Origin of the sequence: Pseudoalteromonas sp. TB51, assembly GCF_000498055.1 — a bacterium.
In the GTDB taxonomy this organism is placed as follows: Bacteria; Pseudomonadota; Gammaproteobacteria; order Enterobacterales; family Alteromonadaceae; genus Pseudoalteromonas; species Pseudoalteromonas atlantica.
Map to the genome: position 1 here is coordinate 1 of NZ_AUTO01000354.1, position 20,884 is coordinate 20,884.

Here is a 20,884-nt window from a genome sequence, read left to right on the forward strand (position 1 = left end):
AGCATTATTAGTTTCACCCGCTACTGTAACTGTAATTTCTGGAGCGGTTAAATCAATACTCGCAACAGCTTGGTCAATTGCTTGGTTACCAGCGGCATCAACTGCTACTGCGTTAACATTAAACTCCCCTTCTGCTAAAGGCGATGTAGTGGTAATACTCCAATTACCTTGTGCATCAACTTGTGTAACAATTGTTTGTTGTGTGCCTGTGCTATCGGTAAGAGTTACAGAGACGTTGTCGCCAGTATTCAAACCCGCTACCGACCCCGTAACCGTTACTGTTTGAGATGCAGAGTCTGCAACAGGGTCAATATTAATTACTGGCGCGGTGGTATCTATTTCAATAGAAATAGCATCGTTAAACGCATTACCATCTGGATCGGTGGCTTCTACAACTACGCTCACGGGTCCATCGGCTATCGGGTTAGGCAATGTAATTTCAAACGTGCCATCAGGGCCAATAACCGCACTTACTACTTGAGAGTTACCATTTTCATCTGTCACAGTAATATTTACTGTTTCACCCACTAAGTTTTCACTTGTACCACTAATTGTTGGCTGAGATGAATTAGTTAAACCTACCTCATTTAATGATATAGATGCAGTGCCATCATCAGGAACTACCCCGTCAGAGGTGTCGCGAATATTTAGCGCCTCTGTAGAATCAGGATCAAAGCTTGAATCAAATGCAACGCTATTAGGGTTAACCCCCTCCGCAATACGTGTAAGCTGAACAAATGAGCTTCCTCCACCAGAGCCCGCACCACCAGCACCACCGGCGGCCGTTGCTTCTAAATTATCTAAAATATCACCATCGCCCTCTAAGGCATCTAAAAAGTCAGTAACATCAGAATTAGCCGCCGTTTGGCCATCGTTATTATCAGTTTGTTCTAAGCTTGCAATGGCCGCATCTAGGCTTTCGTCAAACACGGTGGTTTCGCTGCTATCGCGGGTTTCTTGTGCTAATAAATCAGGGGTGATCTTTACGTTTTGATTAGCAGGAATCGACAGTGTTTCTCCTTGCACATCAATTGTTAGCGATGAATTATCGGCGGNCGGTAACCACTAAATCGCCCACAGTAATAGTATCGCCCACTTCAAGTGGCTTAATTGTGCCATCTTCTAAAACAACACCAGCAGACCCTTTTAAGTCTATTACTAATAATTGATTAGATTCCATTTTGCTTACCTCAAACATAAGAATTAAAAACTATTAATTAAAATGTAGAACAGCAAAACGCATTAGATACTGTACTCAAGTACAGTTTTTAAAAAAACATTAAAAATAAAAAAGTGGTAGATAATAAATTTTATGCTAGCCAAAACGATTATTTGCGAAATATGCATTTATTGACTAAACCATATGGTAGGTATTGATAGCCCAAGTAACCCCTAAGAGGAAGAAATGATTACAAAAAATACTTTACTAAAGCAAAAAGGAAAGCTGCTTATAGGTTTAACGCTAAGTGCGCTTGGCGCAACTAACGTGGTAAAAGCCGATGACAGCTCTGTGGCACCGCTTACATACGTCACCAGTAAAGCAATTGAAAATAATCCAGAGGTACAACAAGCATGGCATACATTTAAATCCTCAATTTATGGCGTAGATGCAGCCCGCTCAGGCTACTTACCTAGCGTTGATGTATCTGCCAGCGCAGGTTATGAGCGCCGAAACTACGGTATAGAAGACGAATACAACCGCAACACTGCAGAGCTTAGTGTTACTCAAATGCTTTACGACGGGTTCAGAACATCTAACACCGTTGAAAGGTTTGAGCGTATTCAGCTCATTCGGTATTTTGAATTACTCTCACAAACAGAGCAAACTGCATTAGATGCATCTATTGCATTTTTAGATGTGCAAAAATTTAAAGAACTTGTAACACTCGCTGAAGAAAACCTGCAAGAACACGAGTCTGTATACCAACAAATTGAACAAAGTGTAGGAGCCGGTGTTGCCCGAGCAGCAGATCTAGAGCAAATTAGTGGGCGCTTATCGCTAGCGCAATCTAATGTGCTAACCGAGTACGCTAACCTGCACGATGTAACCGCGCGTTATTTAAGAGTTGTTGGCGAGCTACCCGTTAATGATATAAAACAAGCCAAATTAGATGAGCAAAACGTGCCCATTTCTATTAACCAAGCGCTTGATATAGCCTATAAAAACAGCCCTGCTTTTTACGCATCGCTTTATAATATAGAGGCGCAAGAAGCCAATGCTCAGGCACAAAAGGCAGCGTTTCATCCAAACGTAGACTTATCTGCCCGTTACGGCACACAAGACAGAGACGAGCTAGGTTTAAACGAAACAAGAACCGAAGCACGGGTAGGTATAGACATAACCTATAACCTGTACAGCGGGGGCCTAGATAGCGCCAACCTTGAACAAGCATACCAAGATGTAAATATTGCCAAGTATCAACGCGATCAAGCTTGTGTTGATATTCGTCAAAGCCTACAAATTGCCTATCATAATGTGAACAATATAGAGCAAAAGCTACCCACGCTTGAAAGCTATAAAAACTCTTCAAACAGAGTAAAAATAGCCTACCGAGACCAATTTGATATTGGCCAACGCACCTTGCTTGATGTACTTGACGCTGAAAACGAAGCGTTTCAATCTAACCGCTCGTACATTGTTGCTCAATACGATAGACAAACAGCCATTTTAACTATGCTTAACGAAATGGGTAAACTATTGCCAGCTCTAAATGTTATGTCTGACAAGTACCCAACATTAACAGAGTTAACAGATGACCCAATCGTGCATAACGCACAAAATATATGCCCAAGTTACGATGTAGCTGCCACCTTTAAGCGCAAAGCTTTTTTACAAAAAAAAGCCAAGCAAGATAACGCCTACATGAGCGTTACAGCAATGCCTAGGTATTTAGAAATGCCACCAGAGACCCCTAGCACATCGAGTTTTGCAGATGACGATAACGACGGCGTACCTAACGAGCAAGACACCTGCCCAAGCACCCCAGCGGGAACAAATGTAGATCTGTCCGGGTGTACTTTGTATGACCAAGCGACCGACTCAGTTGAAATAGGCATTCCCTTTTCAGCCGACTCAAGCCAAGTGCGCCCAGAGTACTTGCAAGAGGTAGAAAAGCTCGCGGAGTTTTTAAAAAATAACCCTGACAAAAAGGTAGAGATCCAAGGTCACGCCTCATTAGATGGCGATAGAAAATACAACCGTAAACTTTCAGAGCAACGCGCCTTTGCCGTAGCACAATTACTTATTGAGCAATTTGGTATAGCGCCTAATCGTGTTCAATCATTTGGTTATGGTATTGATCAGCCACGCGTTAATGAAATTTCGGTACGTGCTAATGCGGCAAACCGCCGTATTGAGGCGGTTATTACCGATAGTTAAGAGGTGCTTAAAACAGATAAATTTAAAATGTTTTACATAACATTGGATGGTATATGGAATTAAATGATGTACTTGATCATGGCGGCGCACTGGTAGATTGCCTTGCAGTATTGTGCCGTTTTCATGATAAAGATTTTTCAAGGGAGGCCTTATTAAATGGCCTCCCACTAACAGATGGAAACTTAACGCCTTCAGGTTTTGCACGTGCTGCAAAACGTGTGGGCTTTAAATCAAAAGTTGTAAATAAGCCTCTTAATCAAATTAATACTGCTTTATTACCCGCTATTATTATTTTAAATAATAACCAAGCGTGCGTGGTAACCGCTATTGATAACCAAAAACAAACAGCGCAAGTTACTTACCCCGAGCTAACTGAGTCTGTTGTAGAAGAAGACCTAGAACAGTTAATTGAAAAATCAACAGGTTTAATTATTTATGCTCATCCAGAGTTTATGTTTGATGAGCGCTCCCCGGTGCTTGAAAAGCTCTCTAAAGATGGCTGGTTTTGGGGCGTAATAAAAGAATGCCGCGCACTGTACAAAGACGTCATAATCTCCGCCATTGCATTAGGCGTTTTGTCTGTTGCCATGCCTTTATTTGTAATGAATGTATATGACCGAGTAGTTCCTAATCATGCAACAGAAACCCTCTGGGTTTTAGCCATCGGTATTTTAATAGCGCTGACCGCCGACTTTGTACTGCGCTTAGTACGCAGCTACTTTGTAGAGCTTGCGGCAAGTCGTATAGATGTAAAAGTATCTGCGGTTATTATGGAGCGCGTACTTGGTATGAAGCTTAAAAATAGGCCCTCATCAGCGGGGTCATTTGCGAGTAACATACAATCGTTTGAAGCCGTACGTAACTTTTTTAGTTCAATAACCTTGGTCGCGCTGGTTGATTTACCCTTTGTTGCTATATACCTAATTGTTATTGCAATAATAGGTGTACCGCTTAGCCTACCCATTATCGCAGGTGCCCTAATACTTTTAAGTTATGGCATAGCAGCCCACAGAAAACTTGAAGCGCTGTCAGAGCAAACCATGAAAGCAAGCTCAATGCGCAACTCCATACTTGTAGAAAGCTTAACCAACATTGAAGATGTAAAAAGTTTTCACAGCGAATGCAAAACCCAATCAACATGGGAAAAATCAACTATTTATATTGCTCAGGTTAATGCGCAAAGTCGCTTAATCTCAAGTTCAATCTCTAATAGTGCAGCGTGGATACAACAATGTGTTGGCGTGATCATTATGATCATCGGTGTTCATTTAGTTATTGAAGGCGAGCTCACGCAAGGGGGATTAATAGCCGCTTACTTACTTTCATCACGTGCGATGGGGCCGCTTGGGCAATGCGCCGCCGTACTTGCGCAATATCATCATGCCGCTATTGCTATGCAATCGCTTAACGAAATAATGGAGAAAGACGTTGAGCGCCCGCCAAATAAACATTGGTTAAGCCACCCCGTATTAAACGGCGAAATAGAATTTAAAGACGTATGCTTTAAGTATGAAGACGACGCGGCCGATGCGCTTAGTAATATTAGCTTTAAAATAAAAGCGGGCGAAAAAGTGGCTATTTTGGGGCGCAATGGTTCGGGTAAAAGCACCCTCGAAAAACTTATTTTAGGCCTTTACGACCCAACCGCAGGCTCCGTAATGGTCGATAACAACAATATACAACAAATAGACCCCGCAGAACTTCGTCATAACATAGGGTACGTACCACAAAATATAGCGTTGTTTTTTGGTAGTTTAAAAGACAACCTCACTATTAGCGCATGGCATGCTAAAGATGAGCAAATTATTAGCGCATGCGAAAAAAGCCAGTTATTCGAGTTAATCAACTCTCACCCCGATGGGTTTGACCTACAAGTTGGTGAGCAAGGTCGCTTGCTATCTGGCGGCCAAAAACAAGCAATTGGTATAGCGCGCGCACTAATAAACGACCCCCCTATTATGCTGTTAGATGAGCCTACCTCATCGCTTGATCACAATAGTGAAAATAAAATTATTCAAAATTTAAAAACCGCCACCCAAGACAAAACCTTAATTGTAGTTACTCACCGCTCGTCTTTACTTTCGTTGGTTGATCGCATCATCGTGCTCGATAACGGAAAAATAGTTGCCGATGGGCCTAAACAAAAAGTAATTGCCGCACTGAATAACCAAACAGTGGAGCAAGCATCATGAGTGACAATAAAAAGCCACTAGAGCAGCGCTCTTTTGAATCGGTAAGTAAAGCAATAGAAGCACGTAAAAAAGGTAAGCCTTCAATCTTTAATCGCTTATTTAAAGGCTGGCTTTCGCCTCCTGAATCACAAGATTGGGTGGTCGATGCGCAATGGGAAAAAATGCAGCAAGAGCCTGCCAGCGCACGCTTTTTGTTATACCTCATTTGCATTGCATTTATTTTGCTTACAATTTGGGCAGGCTTTGCCCCACTTGATGAGGTAGCCCGTGGTGAAGGACGCGTTATCCCATCAAATAAATTACAGTTAGTGCAATCTTACGATGGCGGTATGGTAGAAAAAATAAATATTCGTGAAGGGCAAATTGTTGAAGAAGGTGACGTATTAATAAAAATTGACCCTACTCGGTTTATTTCAAGCTTTAGAGAAAACCAATCTAAAGTGCAATCACTCACTGCAAAAGTAGCAAGGTTACAAGCCCTTACCAGAAAAGAAGATCTCGTTTTTCCTGATGAGCTTGTTAAGCAAGTACCCGTGGCGGTCGCTCATGAGCGCTCAATATATTTAAGTAATCGCCAAGAATTAGAGCAGCAAGTGGCAATCCATAAACGCCAACTAGAGCAACGCAGACAAGATCACATTGAAGCAAAAGCCGCTTTGCAACAACACACAAGCGCTCTAAGGCTAAGTAATCGTGAGCTGCAAGTAACACGCCCACTGTTAAGAACTGGTGCTGTATCTGATATCGACATCATCAGGTTAGAACGTGAAATAGTTGATTTAAACGGCGAAATAAACCGTACTAAAGCAGTAATTAACCGGAGTTTATCGGCTATCAACGAAGCTAAAAACAAAGTAACAGAAGTCGAACTTGCGATGATCAACCGCTGGAACAATGAGCTTTCGGAGGCATTGCTGCGTTTAGAGTCGATAAAAGAAACCGAATCAGGGCTTGCCGACAAAGTGGCCCAAACTGAGATCAAATCACCGGTTAAAGGCACGGTACAACGTTTATTGGTTAATACCGTAGGCGGCATTTTACAACCCGGCAGTGACGTTTTAGAAATAGTCCCTTTAGATGATCAACTTATTGTTGAGGCAAAAATACCGCCGAAAGATATTGCCTTTTTACGCCCAGGGCAGCCCGCCATGATTAAATTTAGCGCCTATGATTTTGCGGTATACGGCGGACTAGAAGCCGAGGTACTGCATATAAGTGCAGATACAATTACCGACGACAGAGAAAATACTTTTTATTTAGTGCAATTAAAAACCACTAAAAATAACTTTTCAGAAGAGTTGACTATAATTCCAGGAATGACCACACAAGTGGATATTATTACTGGTAAAAAAACCGTCTTGGAATATTTACTTAAACCCGTACTCAGAGCTACATCGCAAGCAATGACAGAACGCTAAACTGAATTTATTGGAGTAAATTAATGCGTCAAAGTATATTTATTACACAACCCGAACTTGAATCGAGCCACTGGCGAAGTGCGTTTGCAGGTTGTGTAATATGCACCAAAGAACCAAAACAAATTAATGCATCAAGTATTATATGGGTTCTGGCGGGCACTTCGGGATGGCTTGAACTGGTAAAAAAATACGCCCAAAAACGCTTGCCAGTTATTGTAATGACCACAAATCTAGAAATAGAGGAACTTAGAGCAGCCCTGCAAGCGGGCGCAAGAGGCTATGTAGAAGCACTTGCATCTAAAGTAATATTACAACAGGTACTTGAGACTATTTGCTCAGGCGGCCTGTGGTTACCTGGGCAGCTACTATCTAATATTGTTGGGGCACTAAGTCAGCAGCAAATAAATTACACCCAAGCCTGCGATATTCAAAGCTTAACTAAACGCGAACGCCAAGTTGTTGATATAGTTATAACAGGGGCAACCAATAAACAAGCCGCTGAGTCACTAAATATTACAGAGCGAACAATTAAAGAGCACATGAGCTCAATTTTCACTAAGTTAAAAGTGCGCGACCGTATACAACTTATGTTAGCAGTTAAAGGTAACTAACCTAGGCTAGAACAACAAAACCTTCGCCAGTTATAGTTAACCTAATAAACAAAGGCTTATAGGTTAAATACTTAATTGCATTTACCTATTCACCGCCATTATTAAACCACTTCCCTTTAATTAAAGAGTCGCTTTACGACTCTTTAATTACCCCATCAAAGCCAAGATTAACCAGTGTATCTATATCGTCTTGGCTTGTTACGCCCTGTGCGACCACTTTAATACCAATAGAGTGCGCTAATGTGCAAACACCGCGTAAGAAGGTTTGATTGTCTTGGCTGTAACTAATGTTATGCGCGTAAATGCTATCTATTTTAAGCATTTCTAAGCCAAATTCTTGAATGTTCTTAATCTTAGTAAATTCAGGCCCCACACGTTTAAGTGCCACTTTAGCGCCCATACAACGCACCTGCTCACAAAATTCCTTAAATATATCCTTTTCGTTTACGACAATGTTTTCGCGTATATCAAAACAGATATTTTTTGCCAAATCAGGAAAGGCAGATACATAGGTTAATACCGAGGCAAGCGCGGTATCATCCATTAATGTTTGCGCCGAAAGCTCTACGGCAATCAATTCATTTGGCGGCGCTTCACCGTACTGTTTAACAATTTGCTTGATTAAACTCCAATCCAAACGCGCTAATAGGTTTAAGCGATTAGCCCATTGATAGTAGTAGCTGGATTTATAATGTTGGCCGCCAAATTCTAAACTTAAACTAAGCTGGTGCTGTAACAAGGTGTCGTTAAAACCCATAACCTCTAAACAATTTAACTGTATAGTTTTTTGCTCAAGTGCATCCTCAATAGCCTTTTGCCAGCCAGTTGAGTCATCAAAAATTTCACTCTTTTGTTTATTATCAATGACTTTTGCTTGCACCCCAGGTTTGTTACCTGCTGTTTTTAATAAACCATCTACACGGCGTAATAAATCAAATCGGGTGTCGTTTTTCTCAATGTAGGTACAACTGTGTACAATGGCCAAATCAATATTTTTGTATTCATCAACAATCGATTTATGCAGTGCGGTTATTTGCTCGCTAAGCGCTTGAATATCATCAGTATCGCTAAACAACACAGTAAAGTCGGTATGTGATATACGCGCAATATAGTTTTCTGAAAAGTGCGCCTGGTTCGACTCTAAAAACTGTGTTAACACCTGAGAAAAACGGCGTAAAAAGTTAACCATTTCTACACGGCTAATCGATTCACTTATTTTATCTAAATTAACCACCCTAAATAAAAACAAAGCACCATGGGCATGATCTTTCACTTTTTGTAAATGAGCCTCTAATGTGGCACTAAAATACTCTCGATTGGCAAGCCCTGTTAGCTCATCGTGCTGGGCTTTAAAACGCAACTCCTCTAAGCGTTTATTATCTTCTTTTATAATGCGACTAAACCGTGTCGATAATAAATTCATCGACTGCACAAGGCGTGCAAACTCAAAGGTTTTTGGCACTTTTGATTTAATAAAGCGCTTATCGCCAAAGGCGTTAGCTTGGTACACCACATCATCAAGTGGCGTTAAAATTCTACGTAATAAATACGCACTTATGGCACAGGCAAAAAAGGCCACCACTAAAAAGCTAAAAAACAGTTTAAGGGCGCTTTCCCACAATGCTTGCTCAGCATATTGGCTGTGGCTTTCAACAAATAAGGTGCCAAATTGCTGCCAACCGTTGTTAACCTGCCCTACACCTGGCTGTACATTAAGCCCATATACCGCTCTAAACCAAGCTGGTGCGGTATTTTCTAACGTGTCGGTAAATACGCGCTTTACAATAACCTCACCATTTGGGTCTTGCAGTTCTATACGTTTGTAGTGGCCGGTATCAAAAGTGGCCGACACTAACAGCTCAAGCTCTACAGGGTCTTTTTCAAGCTGACTAATCATCAGCGCTAAGGAGCTAGCATTATCAACATTTTTTAAATACAGCTGCGTAGAAAAATAGTTTCTAGCAGAGTTAGTACTTATTAACACGCTACTTATAAAGCCAACAAAAATCACCACCAGCAAGGTGATCCACAGCTCTTGCCTAAGAGTGATTTTTCTTTTTTTGAAAAACTTAAATAAGGAAAATGACGCCATTACCACATAACCCCTTCTTGTGATGTCTGCTCCAAAATTTTACGCCAACGCGATAGCCTTGCTGTCGGGCTGGCTACACTTTTAGTCGAGTTATTTGCCCATAAACCTTGGCTGTTAAAACTAAATACCGGGCTTAAATCAACGCGTTTTGCTGCAGGTAACACTTTTGTTATTAAACTATCTAAAATAAGCGGCTGAGCATTAGGCGTAGCAAAGTAGCCTAATACCATGTGTGCTTGTGTTTTGTTCGTACCAGCAAGCTTAGCTTTTACATATATAAGCCTAAGCTTGTCGTCGCTTACGCCTAAGGCGCGTAAACTAATGTATTTAGCAATGGCATAATCTTCACAATCACCTAAACCACGGCCAAGGGTTTCTAATGGTGTAGCCCAATAGTCGTTTTGCTTCCAAAGCTGTATATCGGTTTGATATCGAAGATTGCGTGCAAAAAAGTCGTTAACAATTAAAATTTGTTGTTGTTCTGGTTTATTTTGGGTGCGCACCAGCATAGTTTGCCAATTACGCGCTACAGTGACTCGCGCAGGGCCATATTTTTGCCCCATTAATTCTATAAAGGTATTAAATTGAATAGTTAAACGGCTCGCAAACACGCCGCTTGAAAGTAAAAAAAATAGCAGTAAATAGCGCAAATTGCTTTTGCACCAAAAAAATAGCTTATTAGAGGAAAGAGTGGGCCTAAGTGTCATTCACAGCCCAAAAAAAGAAAAATTAAAAACATACACCAAACGCTACACTACTTGTTCAAATATTATTCGTAACAACAGCATAGCACTCAATATAAAAGGATGAGATATTTTGTATGTGTTTTTTTACTAGATTTAAATTTTAACTCGGTCATTTCAACATTGCTTAATACATTAACTAACGTATTGAACCATCGTTGTATTTAAAGCTGATTTATCAAACCCTAGATTTACAGAAAAACGCTCCCGTAAATAGCAAAGTTATGTATTGCTGTACGAGTATATTCCACGCGCTTAACGCTAAAACCAGCCGTTAAAATAGCAGCTTAATGTAGCTTTACTATTTAAAGTACTGGCCAGTTACTTAGTAGTAGGTCACTTTTTTAACTTCACGCGGCTTAATTTCACCTATGTATAAGTCGTGCACGCGCTTCATGTTTAGCTCAAGCTCGGTAACGTATACATCGTCAACTGAGTAAGTTTTAATAATTTGCGCACCTTTAATTATGCCCTGCACTTTACTTTCCATGTAATCATTTTGAGCGATAGCACCTGCTACAGACGTGCCCGCTGTAATTTTTTGCCCATAAACTTGCTCAGTCAGTTCACGGTACGCCTCAAGCTTAGAGGCCTTAATTGCCATTAATTGCTTTTGTGATTTATTAGCCCCTTGCTGCAAGCTAATAGGTGCATAACCAACCGCTTTAAGTATCGGATAATTATTTGGCTCTACATATTTGTACTCAACATGTTTATCAAACACGTTGCTGCAACCGGCAAGGCTAAGGCTTGCTAAAGTAAGTAATATAATTGCACGCATTTATTTGCACCCTTTAAACTAATTGCGCAAATAAATGCAGGTTTAATGCCATTTGTTATAAAGTCCTCATATTGGTGCAGTCCTTGCTTAGCTAAAGCGTAATTAACTAATTTTATGTGGAGTACCGGTATGAACACGTTTTTATCATCACTATTTGCAGGTGTTACTAGCGCTGCATTATTAACGTTTTCTGCCAGTACTTACGCACAATGGTTTGAATCTACCGGCCATGCACAAATCCAAAATGGCGACATAAGCAGTGCTAAATCGGCCGCGATTAAAGATGCAATTACACAAGCATTAGTGTTTTCTGGCGCCCGGGTTAGCTCGGTACAAACCTTGGTAGATGGCGTGCTAACGCAAGATCAGCTAAAAATTAGTAGCCACGGCGAAATACAAAAAATAGAGCTGGTGAGCGAGCAACGCCAAAATCAACAATTTGCCATTACGCTTAGGCTTGATGTATTTGCCCAAACAGAGCAATGCCCACAAAGTAGCTTTAATAAATTTGTTGCTGTAACCCAAAGCCAGCTTGTTCATCGTGAGCATGCCTTAATGGGTCAAATATTTGACGTAAATAAAGCCATTAGTAAAAAGTTATTTAGCGCTTTGCAAAGCACAAAAATGAGCGCCCTGCCCGTTGCTTACTACAATAAAGCAATTAATGTAGACAATTACTTTAATCAGCAGCACGACTACTCAAATGCACAACTAGAAGAGCTTTCAGCCAGAAGCAACGCGCAATATGTTTTATTAAGCCAAATAACCAATTTAGCGCCAAGCGATAAACTCAACAACGACTACGCCTTTTGGCAAGACGAAACCTACCAGCGCAGCTACGCTATTGAGTTTATGTTGTTTGATGGCACCACGTATGAACAATTATGGCAAAACAGCTATCATACCCAAGCTGTATGGCCATTTGAAAAAACAGCCATAGTTGATGTAAATAGTGATAGGTTTTGGCAATCACCTTTTGGGCAAAGTATTAGCGATATAAATCAAACGGTCAGTTACGATATACAAGCGGCTATGGCGTGTTTTCCTACTAAAGGTAAAATAATGCACATGGAAAACAACAAATTGGTGATAAACCTAGGCAAAGATCATGGCCTAAAAAAAGGCCAACTATTAAGCATTGCGCACCATAACTACTTAACCGATGCACAAGGCAATACTATGCCGCATACCATTACCACGCTTAACACCATTGTGGTTGAGCAACTTTATAAACAAAGCGCCATTGCTGTAAGCCTTAACGACAAGCCTTTGCCTGGGGTACAAATAAACGATGTGGTAGAGGTTGCAAGCCAAGAACGCTAAATAAGCGCCCGCTTTAAATTTGGGTGCTCTGCCAACCACTGGGCTAATTGCTCAACGCCCGCCAAACGCGGGTAGTGTTTTCTGCAAGCAAATACCACATTACGTTGCTGATTAGGAAAAATAGCTAAATAATCAATCCCTACACGCTGTGTGCACGCAAGCTTGGGCACAAATGTCACCCCATCATCTATCGCCACCAGCGCCAATAAAGTTTCTAAACTATTGCCCTGATATTGGTTTGACACATCCACTCCCGCAGCAAAACAAAACTTTTGGGCTTGATCTTTAAAGCAATGGCCATCACTTAACATTAATAGGCTACAACTTTGTAAATCGCTTAGCGCTACTTTTTTACGGTTAGATAACGGGTTATCGGTTGAAACAGCAACCATAAAGTCTTCTTTGTACACGTTAACCGTATGGTAGTTTTTAAGCTCGGGAACATCGGCCAAAATTGCAAAGTCGAGCTCGCCGTTATCAAGCGCCTCTAGCATAGTCGCTGTTTGCATTTCTATAAACGAAAAGTGGCTCTCGCTAAATGCCGCTTTCATAGAGGTCAGTAAAGCGCTGAGTAAGTACGGCGCAATAGTAGGAATAATACCAATTCTTAGCTTACCTTGTAGCGGCCCGTTTGAAGTAGCCGCCAGCTCTTTTAAGATTTCTGTTTGCTCTAAAATAACGTTTATTTGTGTCAACAAACGTTCACCTTGCGCTGTTAATGTAACTTGCTTAGTTGAGCGGTCAAATAAAACAACATTAAGCTCTTGCTCAAGCTTTTTTACTTGCCCGCTTAGTGTAGGCTGGCTAACAAAACAGGCATCGGCCGCTTTGCGAAAATGCTTGTGGTGCGCTATTGCTTTTACATACTCTAAATCTTTTAAGTTCAAATTCATCTCCACCTGATAGGCTATACCTATTAGTTTAATACAAACAAACGATTGGAACTATATTTAAATTCTCGCCATAATGGCTCCAACAAATCAAGAGGAACAAACTATGTTAAAGAATATTGAAGGTCAAACAATCCCAAGCGTTACATTTGCAACACGTCAAAACGACGAATGGAAATCAGTAACCACAGACGAAATTTTTAAAGGCAGAACCGTTGTTGTGTTTTCACTACCGGGCGCATTTACACCAACCTGTTCATCAACTCACTTACCACGCTACAACGAGTTAGCCGGTGTACTTAAGCAAAATGGAGTTGATGAAATTGTATGTGTATCAGTAAACGATACATTTGTAATGAACGCATGGGCAGAGCATCAAGAAGCGCAAAACATCACATTATTACCTGATGGCAACGGCGAATTTACTGACGGCATGGGCATGTTAGTAGATAAAAACGATTTAGGCTTTGGTAAGCGCAGCTGGAGATACTCTATGCTAGTTAAAGATGGCGTTATCGACAAAATGTTTATCGAACCAGATTTACCAGGCGACCCGTTTGAAGTTTCTGATGCAGACACAATGCTTGACTACATCAACCCAAAACAAACTAAGCCAGAGCCAGTAACCGTATTTTCTAAACCTGGTTGCCCTTTCTGTAAAAAAGCAAAAGAGCTACTAACAGAAAAAGGCTACGCATTTGAAGAAGTTGTTATGGGTGCAGGCGCTACATTAACAAGCCTTAAAGCAATTTCTGGCCGTGACACTGTTCCACAAATATTTATTGGTGGTAAACACATTGGCGGCTCAGACGATTTAGAAAAATACTTTGCTTAATTAAGTAAAAAAATAGCAGGGGCGTACGCGCCCCTCTATATCAATCTCATCGCACAGATTGAAAATAATAAAGGATACCACTATGAAAGAATTACAAACCGATGTTGTTGTTATAGGTGCAGGTACTGCAGGCTTAAGCGCATACCGTAACGCAAAACAATTCACCCCTAACGTTTTAATGATTGAATCAGGCCCGTACGGTACTACCTGTGCACGCGTTGGTTGTATGCCAAGTAAATTACTTATTGCCGCAGCCGAAGCCGCGCATTCAATTGAAATGGCACCTGCATTTGGTGTACATAGCTCAAAGCCACGAATAGACGGCAAAGCAGTTATGGCACGTGTTAAAAGCGAACGAGATCGCTTTGCAGGATTCGTAGTAGAAGCCGTAGACGACATTCCTGATGAAGATAAAATTCGTGGCTACGCTAAGTTTTTAGACGCCAACCGCGTACAAATTGACGATGACATCATTATTACTGCTAAACGCTTTGTAATTGCCACCGGTTCGCGCCCATCATACCCAGGCGTGTTTAATAACTTTGGTGACAAACTTATTATAAACGACGATGTATTTGACTGGGACGACCTACCAGAGTCAGTGGCTGTATTTGGCCCAGGCGTAATAGGCCTAGAAATTGGCCAAGCACTTAGTCGCTTAGGCGTAAACGTAAAATTATTTGGTGTTGGCGGCGCAATTGGCCCACTTACCGACCCAGTAATTAAAGACTATGCAAACACTGTTTTTGCTGAAGAATTTTTTGTAGATACCGACTCAAACGTATCTGACATGATGCAAGTTGGCGATAAAGCCCAGCTTACTTACACCGATAAAGACGGTGCTAAACACACCGAGCAATTTGACTACGTACTTGCAGCCACAGGCCGAGTACCCAACGTAGACAAGCTAGGTTTAGAAAATACCGGCATAGAGCTTGATGAGCGCGGTGTGCCACACGCCGACCCGCACACAATGCAATGTGGTAACTCAAATATATTTATAGCGGGCGATGCCAGCAATATGATCCCCCTGCTACACGAAGCATCGGATCAAGGCACCATTGCCGGTCAAAATGCTGGGCGCTTCCCCGATGTACGCATTGGCCTTCGCCGCGCAAAAATTGCCGCAGTGTTTAGTGACCCGCAAATAGCAATGGTAGGCGACAGCTATAAACAAATTACAGACCGCCTAGGTGAATGTGGTTGCTTTGAAGTAGGCGAAGTGAGCTTTGAAAACCAAGGCCGCAGCCGAGTAATGCTTAAAAATAAAGGCCACATGCGCGTTTACGCAGAGCAAGGCACAGGCTTATTTTTAGGTGCAGAATTTATTGGTCCACAAGCCGAACACCTTGCTCATTTATTAGCATGGGCTGTGCAAAACAAAATGACCGTACCAGAAATGCTGGATATGCCATTTTACCACCCAGTAATTGAAGAAGGTTTACGCACTGCCCTACGCGATTTAAATGCCAGACTTAAATTTGGCCCAGATATTATTAACAGCTGTATGGAATGCGGACCAGGCGCCTAACTTTTATACAGCAATAAAACAAATACATACTTGCTAACAAAAAGCCAAAACAGTCGTTTTGGCTTTTTTATGCGCTTTTTTAACGCTAATACCCATTGTGTTAAATTATGAGGTATTGATAGCAACAGATAAACAGAGTAATAACAAAGGCCTAATTTTCGATAGGCATATGTTCTACTTAAAAGTTTATAACGCCGTTTACGCTTTATTTAGCACGTTTGAATGACTAAATTCTTAATTCGATTGCTATAACCTCTCAAAAATTATTTTAGCTGTTACACTTATTTGATTACTCAATCACAACAAGATGGAAAAGCTATGCCCAATAATAAATTTAGACTAGTCACCCGCAGCGATTTCGACGGCTTAGTATGTGCCGTACTGCTCAAAGACTTAGACCTAATTGATGACATTTTATTTGTACACCCAAAAGACATGCAAGATGGCAAAATAGACATAACTGCAAACGACATTACCACTAACCTACCCTACGTTGCTGGCTGTCACATTGCATTTGACCATCACTTAAGCGAAACCGTACGTAACGCAAGCGATATTAAAAACCACATAATTGACCCTAAAGCTCCTTCTGCTGCACGCGTTGTTTATGATTATTATGGCGGCGCAGAAAAATTTCCAAACATCAGCACAGACATGATGGAAGCGGTAGATAAAGGCGATGCAGCCCAGTTCTCAAAAGACGAAATACTCAACCCAACAGACTGGGTATTAATGAACTTTATCATGGATGCACGCACAGGCCTTGGCCGATTCCGCGAGTTTAAAATTTCAAACTACCAATTAATGATGAAGCTAATCGATGCCTGTAAAGATCAAAGCATTGAAGATATTTTAAAAATGGAAGACGTAGCCGAACGTGTTGCGCTTTATAACGAGCATAACGAAAAGGCCAAAGAGCAAATAGCACAATGCGCTACCGTGCATAAAAACCTCGTGGTGCTAGATTTAACTCAAGAAGAAACTATTTACGCCACCAACCGCTTTGTTATTTACGCCATGTACCCCGACTGCAATATATCAATTCACAAAATGTGGGGCCTTAAAAAACAAAACGTAGTATTTGCCATTGGTAAATCAATCACCAACCGCAGCTCAAACACCAATGTGGGCGAGTTATGCCTTAAATACGGCGGNCTTAAACGCCGGCACCTGCCAAGTAGAAACCAGCAAAGCCGAAGCAGTACTTAGTGAGCTGATAGATAAGATTACGAGTGATGGTTGAGCTGTAAGCTGTAAGCTGTAAGCTGTAAGCTGTAAGCTGTAAGCTGTAAGCTGTAAGCTGTAAGCTGTAAGCTGTAAGCTGTCAAAATTTTAAAGCGAGTAGATTTATATTTACTCGCTTTTTTGTTTTTAGTTAAAAAATACTTAGGCATTAAAATTACTTTTTCGCTAACGTTTTAACTCAGTATTTATTGGTATCTTAGGTTTTTAAGGGCGGCTTTGAGCGAGTAGCGGTCATTGAGATTGGTTGAATATCGCCGTTTAGACTTCTCAGCTTTCACTAGATAATTTTTTCACTCTGCGCTTTCGATACGATCTTTACTAGAAATTTGGAGTAAAGCCTTTCCAATATCATCTGCATATTCTCCTAATAGATTCATTAAAACAATATGATCCAAACTTGGCACAGTTTTGAGTAAACAAGTTGTGATTTGCGTTAAACTCAGCGAAGTCGCGTGGGCTGGATCTGCCACACCTGAGTTACTTTGGCCAACGACCAAAATGTCATCTGGACATTCTACTAACGCAAGCCGAACCCTTGTTCCTTTTGAACCAGCATGAATATTTTGACTTGCCCACTTATAATACGGGCGCATATGGTCAAGCCCAACATCTTTTTCTAGCGCAGCAAAACCTATAGTTCTAGGCTTGCGCTCAGGGAAAACGTGTGCCGCCCAACCATAGTGACATTCAAAACCTTTGCCGAATTCTTTAATTACTTTATCGTATTCTTGTTTGCAGTCATCGATAACAGATTGCTCAGGAGCTTTTTCTTGCAGCCTAGCCTCATATTTTTTATGCTCTTTCATGCCGTCATATGAATCAATAATATCATGAAAGTAAAAGCGTCTAGCACATTCTTGACCATGCTTTTCAATAAACCATGCTGTTACATTTACTTCATGCAAGGCCCTCCATCTGGCATGTGCAGCATCTGCGAAACCATTTTTTAAAAGGCATAAAATTTCGTTTGCTATATGACAAGCTCTTGCATGTTGCCTAATCAAAATATCAAATTTTAGATCATTTTCTTCTACAGCAATTGGCCGATTTTCAAAATTAAGACTCTCACCAGCTTCAGTGCAAATGACGATATGTGCCTCTAGCAAATCAAATGCATTTTTCCATCGAGCTTCATTACGTTCCGTAAATGATGAAAACTGCTGTCTTCGTTCACTCAGCATTTGTTTCGTGTTCTTTTCTAAGGATTTACGAAGTGTTGAAACTAATTTTGGATGTAATTTCTGAAGTATGTCATCGAAATCAAATTTCTCTATTCGGTCGGGGTTTGCCTCGATCTCATCCTTGATTATATCCATAAATTGTTTGTGAAATACATTCATGGTTACTCCTAATTAACTAGCGTTTTTATCAAAATTATGACAAAGCTGTCGTTTAACTAAAACATCATATGCTAATTTAGTCTCAAGATTTAACACTGTACAGCAATCTTACCTTGAATGTGTATGTTCAACCTTGGATTATCCTAACATCATGAGTAACTGGGGGGATAACTTATTCCAGAGCAGAAACGAATTATGCATGAATGTCTGCTCATGGCACTCTCCAGCCACTCGACCACATAAAATGTTGATAATAATTGGTAAGGTATTTTACTGTGTCGGATGGCGCTTCGCTTATCCTACCTACGCAGGCACAAAAGAGTTACTAATATTGCATTAGGTTTTTGATTTAATTGGTAGCCCCTACAACCACCAAACCAACCGCCTAACCATCTGATTATTAAAAGCTTAATAAAATAAAAAAGCAGATAGTGTAACTTACAGTGTAACTAAAACTCTTTCTCAGCCTAGATATTAAAAGACAAAATAAAAGGCCTACGTTATATACAGCCCCAATACAAAAAATTGTATTAAAATATATATAACCCTATATTTAATACTCATCATTTAAGGAGTTACGATCATGGAAGATAAAATGGGCACAGCTAGAACAATTCTTAATATAAACTCTTCAATAGAAAAAATAGAGAAAGATAAAAACGAACTTTTCATTATTTTATGGATTGGACTGGGGTTTTTATTTTCTACTTTAAGAGAGGAACTTCTAATCTCTTGGATTGCGGCAATTACAATCGCAGCTATTTATGCCTATGGATTTTACAAAAAAGATGAGCTCAACAATTTAAAAAAATCAAAAAGCTATTACTTGCAAATACTTAACCCCCACATGCAACCTAAAAATAAATAATATATAAGTTACTGAGGGGGTTGTGTTTTATTTATAACGGCAAGGCTTTACATAAATAGTATCACTTGGTGTTGAGCTAAATCTTGAAGGTAACTCACTATGTAACCTACATAGCTCACCTTTGGTGCTTATTCCTGCTACAACAAATTCACGAGTAACTACCTTGTCATCTTGTTTATAAAATATTGTTATGCTGCTCCCTTCTTTAACTAGTTTTGGAATTTTAGCGTCAAAACTTTTAGCGCTTGAGAAAAGCATATAGTCACTCACTACCTCTATACGTCCATACCCAGGTGTTGACGCGATAGACGCCCAATCATCGGCCGCAGCAAAGCTTGAAAAAGTGATCAATAAAAAGGTTATTATGTATTTAATCATTTCAGTTCCTTTGATAAATATTGTAAGTAAAGCACCACGGCTAGCGCATTTTAATCCCAGACTCTAACAGGGTTGAGCGGTAATCATCGTCTAGCCCTGCCATTTTCTTTTTCCTCGCCATACTAGCTGACTTAGATGTATCTTGTTTAAAAAGCGCCATGGCTATCTTTCGCATTACATTAAACATTAATGGCCCTTGAAGTTTGCGTATTCTCGATTCATCTTCTCTGAAGTTCATATCAAGCATCCAATGCATGCTTTCAACCTGCCAGTGACTGCGTACCGCATTGAGTGCTTGCGCTGCATTTAAGTCTAATGAACTTATATACCAGCGTGTTTCAGTGGTATCCGACCCTGCCGACTTATCATGAACTTCAGCCCTGACCTTAATAATACTCGTTAAGCCAGGCCAACGATAATCCTTGCCTAACCAGCTTTTATCTATAAGTAACTGCTGGCATGTACGTGTTTCAACACGCCCATGTCCTGAGCTTATTTCGGTATATTCATCACAATTATGCTGAGTTAACCTTTCACGCTCGCACTTGTGCCACCACGCTTCTAGTTCCTTTTGCATGCCTGAATGATTACCTTTAAGTGCAAGAATATAATCTGCTTTTTGTTGGATGATTTGTTTTGCTATTTCTTGTTGGCATCCCATCGCATCTAACGTAATGATACTGTTTTCAATATCGAGCAGGGTGAGTAATTCTGGTATTGCGGTGATTTCATTTGTTTTATTATCAACAGCCGTCTGCCCAAGCACTAACTGGTGTTGGCAACTCCATGCACTGACCGTGTGTAAGGCACTTTTTCTGTCTTTTGTGGTAAATGAACGTCGTGCGGTTTTGCCATCGATAGCGATGATATCTGCACCTGTGGTTTCAATCAGTGATGATATCCAAGATTGAAATGCCCTTTCTATTTCATTTGCTTTTAACCGACACATGACGCGAGCAATCGTGTCATGTTTTGGAATTCCTGCGTTGAACGTACCGTATTTTTTTAACCAATCAAGCTTTAGGTGCCCAAAGTCTTCAATATCTTCCCATCCTTCTGCACCAGAGAGTACAGCGCTAATAGCAAGGAGAAGAATATCGATAAGTTCATGCTTTTTACAACGTTCAATGCGAGGATCTGTAATTGAATTAAAATGTTTCAGAAAAGTAGTGCTCATATTTATGCGACCAAGTAATTATTATGCCTTGATCTGATCACTACTTGCTCTATAAGTTCAATTTATAATGATCTTGCCGTG

The 20,884-nt window shown here is 40.6% G+C and carries 16 protein-coding genes and 1 pseudogene; 9 read left to right on the forward strand and 8 right to left on the reverse strand.

The window, feature by feature from the left end:
- A partial coding sequence (locus L650_RS0122715; protein ID WP_029774505.1) for an Ig-like domain-containing protein occupies positions 1–1,026 on the reverse strand: 1,026 nt, incomplete at its 3' end.
- Between the two features lie 379 nt (positions 1,027–1,405).
- Here L650_RS0122715 and L650_RS0122725 point away from each other — a divergent pair.
- Genes L650_RS0122725 through L650_RS0122740 form a run of 4 tightly spaced genes read left to right on the forward strand, consistent with a single transcriptional unit; the run spans position 1,406 to position 7,600 of the window.
- The gene (locus tag L650_RS0122725) at positions 1,406–3,379 is read left to right on the forward strand and encodes a TolC family outer membrane protein (RefSeq protein WP_029774506.1); all 1,974 of its coding nucleotides are present in this window, start codon (positions 1,406–1,408) and stop codon (positions 3,377–3,379) included.
- 53 nt (positions 3,380–3,432) lie between these two features.
- Positions 3,433–5,571, forward strand: coding sequence for a type I secretion system permease/ATPase (locus tag L650_RS0122730; protein ID WP_024033056.1), 2,139 nt, complete (start codon positions 3,433–3,435; stop codon positions 5,569–5,571).
- Positions 5,568–6,989 carry an HlyD family type I secretion periplasmic adaptor subunit gene (locus L650_RS0122735; RefSeq protein WP_029774507.1) on the forward strand — a complete coding sequence of 474 codons (1,422 nt, stop codon included), beginning with the start codon at positions 5,568–5,570 and terminating at the stop codon, positions 6,987–6,989. The genes L650_RS0122730 and L650_RS0122735 overlap by 4 nt, the downstream gene beginning before the upstream one ends.
- Positions 6,990–7,012: 23 nt before the next feature.
- Complete coding sequence (locus L650_RS0122740; protein WP_024033058.1) at positions 7,013–7,600, forward strand: LuxR C-terminal-related transcriptional regulator; 588 nt, start codon at positions 7,013–7,015, stop codon at positions 7,598–7,600.
- 133 nt (positions 7,601–7,733) lie between these two features.
- On the opposite strand, the gene L650_RS0122745 is transcribed toward L650_RS0122740, so the two are convergent.
- From L650_RS0122745 to L650_RS0122755, 3 genes are all read right to left on the reverse strand, one after another.
- Positions 7,734–9,692: a LapD/MoxY N-terminal periplasmic domain-containing protein gene (locus L650_RS0122745; RefSeq protein ID WP_029774508.1), complete on the reverse strand. Its 1,959-nt coding sequence runs from the start codon at positions 9,690–9,692 to the stop codon at positions 7,734–7,736.
- Complete coding sequence (locus L650_RS0122750; protein ID WP_024033060.1) at positions 9,692–10,399, reverse strand: transglutaminase-like cysteine peptidase; 708 nt, start codon at positions 10,397–10,399, stop codon at positions 9,692–9,694. The genes L650_RS0122745 and L650_RS0122750 overlap by 1 nt, the downstream gene beginning before the upstream one ends.
- A 361-nt stretch (positions 10,400–10,760) precedes the next feature.
- Entirely contained in the window at positions 10,761–11,216 is a 456-nt protein-coding gene (locus L650_RS0122755; protein WP_029774509.1) for an LPP20 family lipoprotein, read from the reverse strand.
- Between the two features lie 129 nt (positions 11,217–11,345).
- On the opposite strand from L650_RS0122755, the gene L650_RS0122760 reads away from it, so the two are divergent.
- Positions 11,346–12,539 (forward strand): flagellar assembly protein FlgT, encoded by a 1,194-nt coding sequence (locus L650_RS0122760; protein WP_029774510.1) that lies wholly within the window; start codon positions 11,346–11,348, stop codon positions 12,537–12,539.
- Here L650_RS0122760 and L650_RS0122765 read toward each other — a convergent pair.
- Positions 12,536–13,426, reverse strand: a complete 891-nt coding sequence (locus L650_RS0122765) for a LysR substrate-binding domain-containing protein (protein WP_029774511.1) — start codon at positions 13,424–13,426, stop codon at positions 12,536–12,538. The two genes, L650_RS0122760 and L650_RS0122765, sit on opposite strands and share 4 nt — an antisense overlap.
- 109 nt (positions 13,427–13,535) lie before the next feature.
- Here L650_RS0122765 and L650_RS0122770 point away from each other — a divergent pair, with 109 nt between their 5' ends.
- The 3 genes and pseudogenes from L650_RS0122770 (at position 13,536) to L650_RS0122785 (ending at position 17,038) form a co-directional block, all read left to right on the forward strand.
- Complete coding sequence (locus tag L650_RS0122770) at positions 13,536–14,264, forward strand: glutathione peroxidase (RefSeq protein WP_029774512.1); 729 nt, start codon at positions 13,536–13,538, stop codon at positions 14,262–14,264.
- 82 nt (positions 14,265–14,346) lie between these two features.
- Entirely contained in the window at positions 14,347–15,795 is a 1,449-nt protein-coding gene (locus tag L650_RS0122775) for a dihydrolipoyl dehydrogenase (protein WP_029774513.1), read from the forward strand.
- A gap of 318 nt (positions 15,796–16,113) precedes the next feature.
- Positions 16,114–17,038 (forward strand): annotated as a pseudogene (locus L650_RS0122785) (exopolyphosphatase).
- A gap of 292 nt (positions 17,039–17,330) precedes the next feature.
- Here the strand turns inward: L650_RS0122785 and L650_RS0122795 are convergent.
- Positions 17,331–18,380: a DUF5677 domain-containing protein gene (locus L650_RS0122795; protein WP_085065565.1), complete on the reverse strand. Its 1,050-nt coding sequence runs from the start codon at positions 18,378–18,380 to the stop codon at positions 17,331–17,333.
- Between the two features lie 583 nt (positions 18,381–18,963).
- Here L650_RS0122795 and L650_RS0122800 point away from each other — a divergent pair.
- Positions 18,964–19,248: a hypothetical protein gene (locus L650_RS0122800; RefSeq protein ID WP_029774515.1), complete on the forward strand. Its 285-nt coding sequence runs from the start codon at positions 18,964–18,966 to the stop codon at positions 19,246–19,248.
- A gap of 27 nt (positions 19,249–19,275) precedes the next feature.
- Here the strand turns inward: L650_RS0122800 and L650_RS0122805 are convergent, their stop codons facing one another.
- Together L650_RS0122805 and L650_RS0122810 are read right to left on the reverse strand one after the other, a co-directional pair.
- Complete coding sequence (locus tag L650_RS0122805) at positions 19,276–19,626, reverse strand: hypothetical protein (protein WP_029774516.1); 351 nt, start codon at positions 19,624–19,626, stop codon at positions 19,276–19,278.
- 40 nt (positions 19,627–19,666) lie between these two features.
- Positions 19,667–20,803 carry an ISAs1 family transposase gene (locus L650_RS0122810; RefSeq protein WP_029772849.1) on the reverse strand — a complete coding sequence of 379 codons (1,137 nt, stop codon included), beginning with the start codon at positions 20,801–20,803 and terminating at the stop codon, positions 19,667–19,669.
- Between the last annotated feature and the right edge of the window lie 81 nt (positions 20,804–20,884).

Coding starts and splice junctions, on each gene's coding strand:
- L650_RS0122775 (WP_029774513.1), top strand. CDS start 14,347: ATGAAAGAATTACAAACCGATGTTGTTGTTATAGGTGCAGGTACTGCA.
- L650_RS0122745 (WP_029774508.1), bottom strand. CDS start 9,692: ATGGCGTCATTTTCCTTATTTAAGTTTTTCAAAAAAAGAAAAATCACT.
- L650_RS0122760 (WP_029774510.1), top strand. CDS start 11,346: ATGAACACGTTTTTATCATCACTATTTGCAGGTGTTACTAGCGCTGCA.
- L650_RS0122725 (WP_029774506.1), top strand. CDS start 1,406: ATGATTACAAAAAATACTTTACTAAAGCAAAAAGGAAAGCTGCTTATA.
- L650_RS0122735 (WP_029774507.1), top strand. CDS start 5,568: ATGAGTGACAATAAAAAGCCACTAGAGCAGCGCTCTTTTGAATCGGTA.
- L650_RS0122730 (WP_024033056.1), top strand. CDS start 3,433: ATGGAATTAAATGATGTACTTGATCATGGCGGCGCACTGGTAGATTGC.
- L650_RS0122810 (WP_029772849.1), bottom strand. CDS start 20,803: ATGAGCACTACTTTTCTGAAACATTTTAATTCAATTACAGATCCTCGC.
- L650_RS0122800 (WP_029774515.1), top strand. CDS start 18,964: ATGGAAGATAAAATGGGCACAGCTAGAACAATTCTTAATATAAACTCT.
- L650_RS0122805 (WP_029774516.1), bottom strand. CDS start 19,626: ATGATTAAATACATAATAACCTTTTTATTGATCACTTTTTCAAGCTTT.
- L650_RS0122795 (WP_085065565.1), bottom strand. CDS start 18,380: ATGAATGTATTTCACAAACAATTTATGGATATAATCAAGGATGAGATC.
- L650_RS0122755 (WP_029774509.1), bottom strand. CDS start 11,216: ATGCGTGCAATTATATTACTTACTTTAGCAAGCCTTAGCCTTGCCGGT.
- L650_RS0122740 (WP_024033058.1), top strand. CDS start 7,013: ATGCGTCAAAGTATATTTATTACACAACCCGAACTTGAATCGAGCCAC.
- L650_RS0122750 (WP_024033060.1), bottom strand. CDS start 10,399: ATGACACTTAGGCCCACTCTTTCCTCTAATAAGCTATTTTTTTGGTGC.
- L650_RS0122770 (WP_029774512.1), top strand. CDS start 13,536: ATGTTAAAGAATATTGAAGGTCAAACAATCCCAAGCGTTACATTTGCA.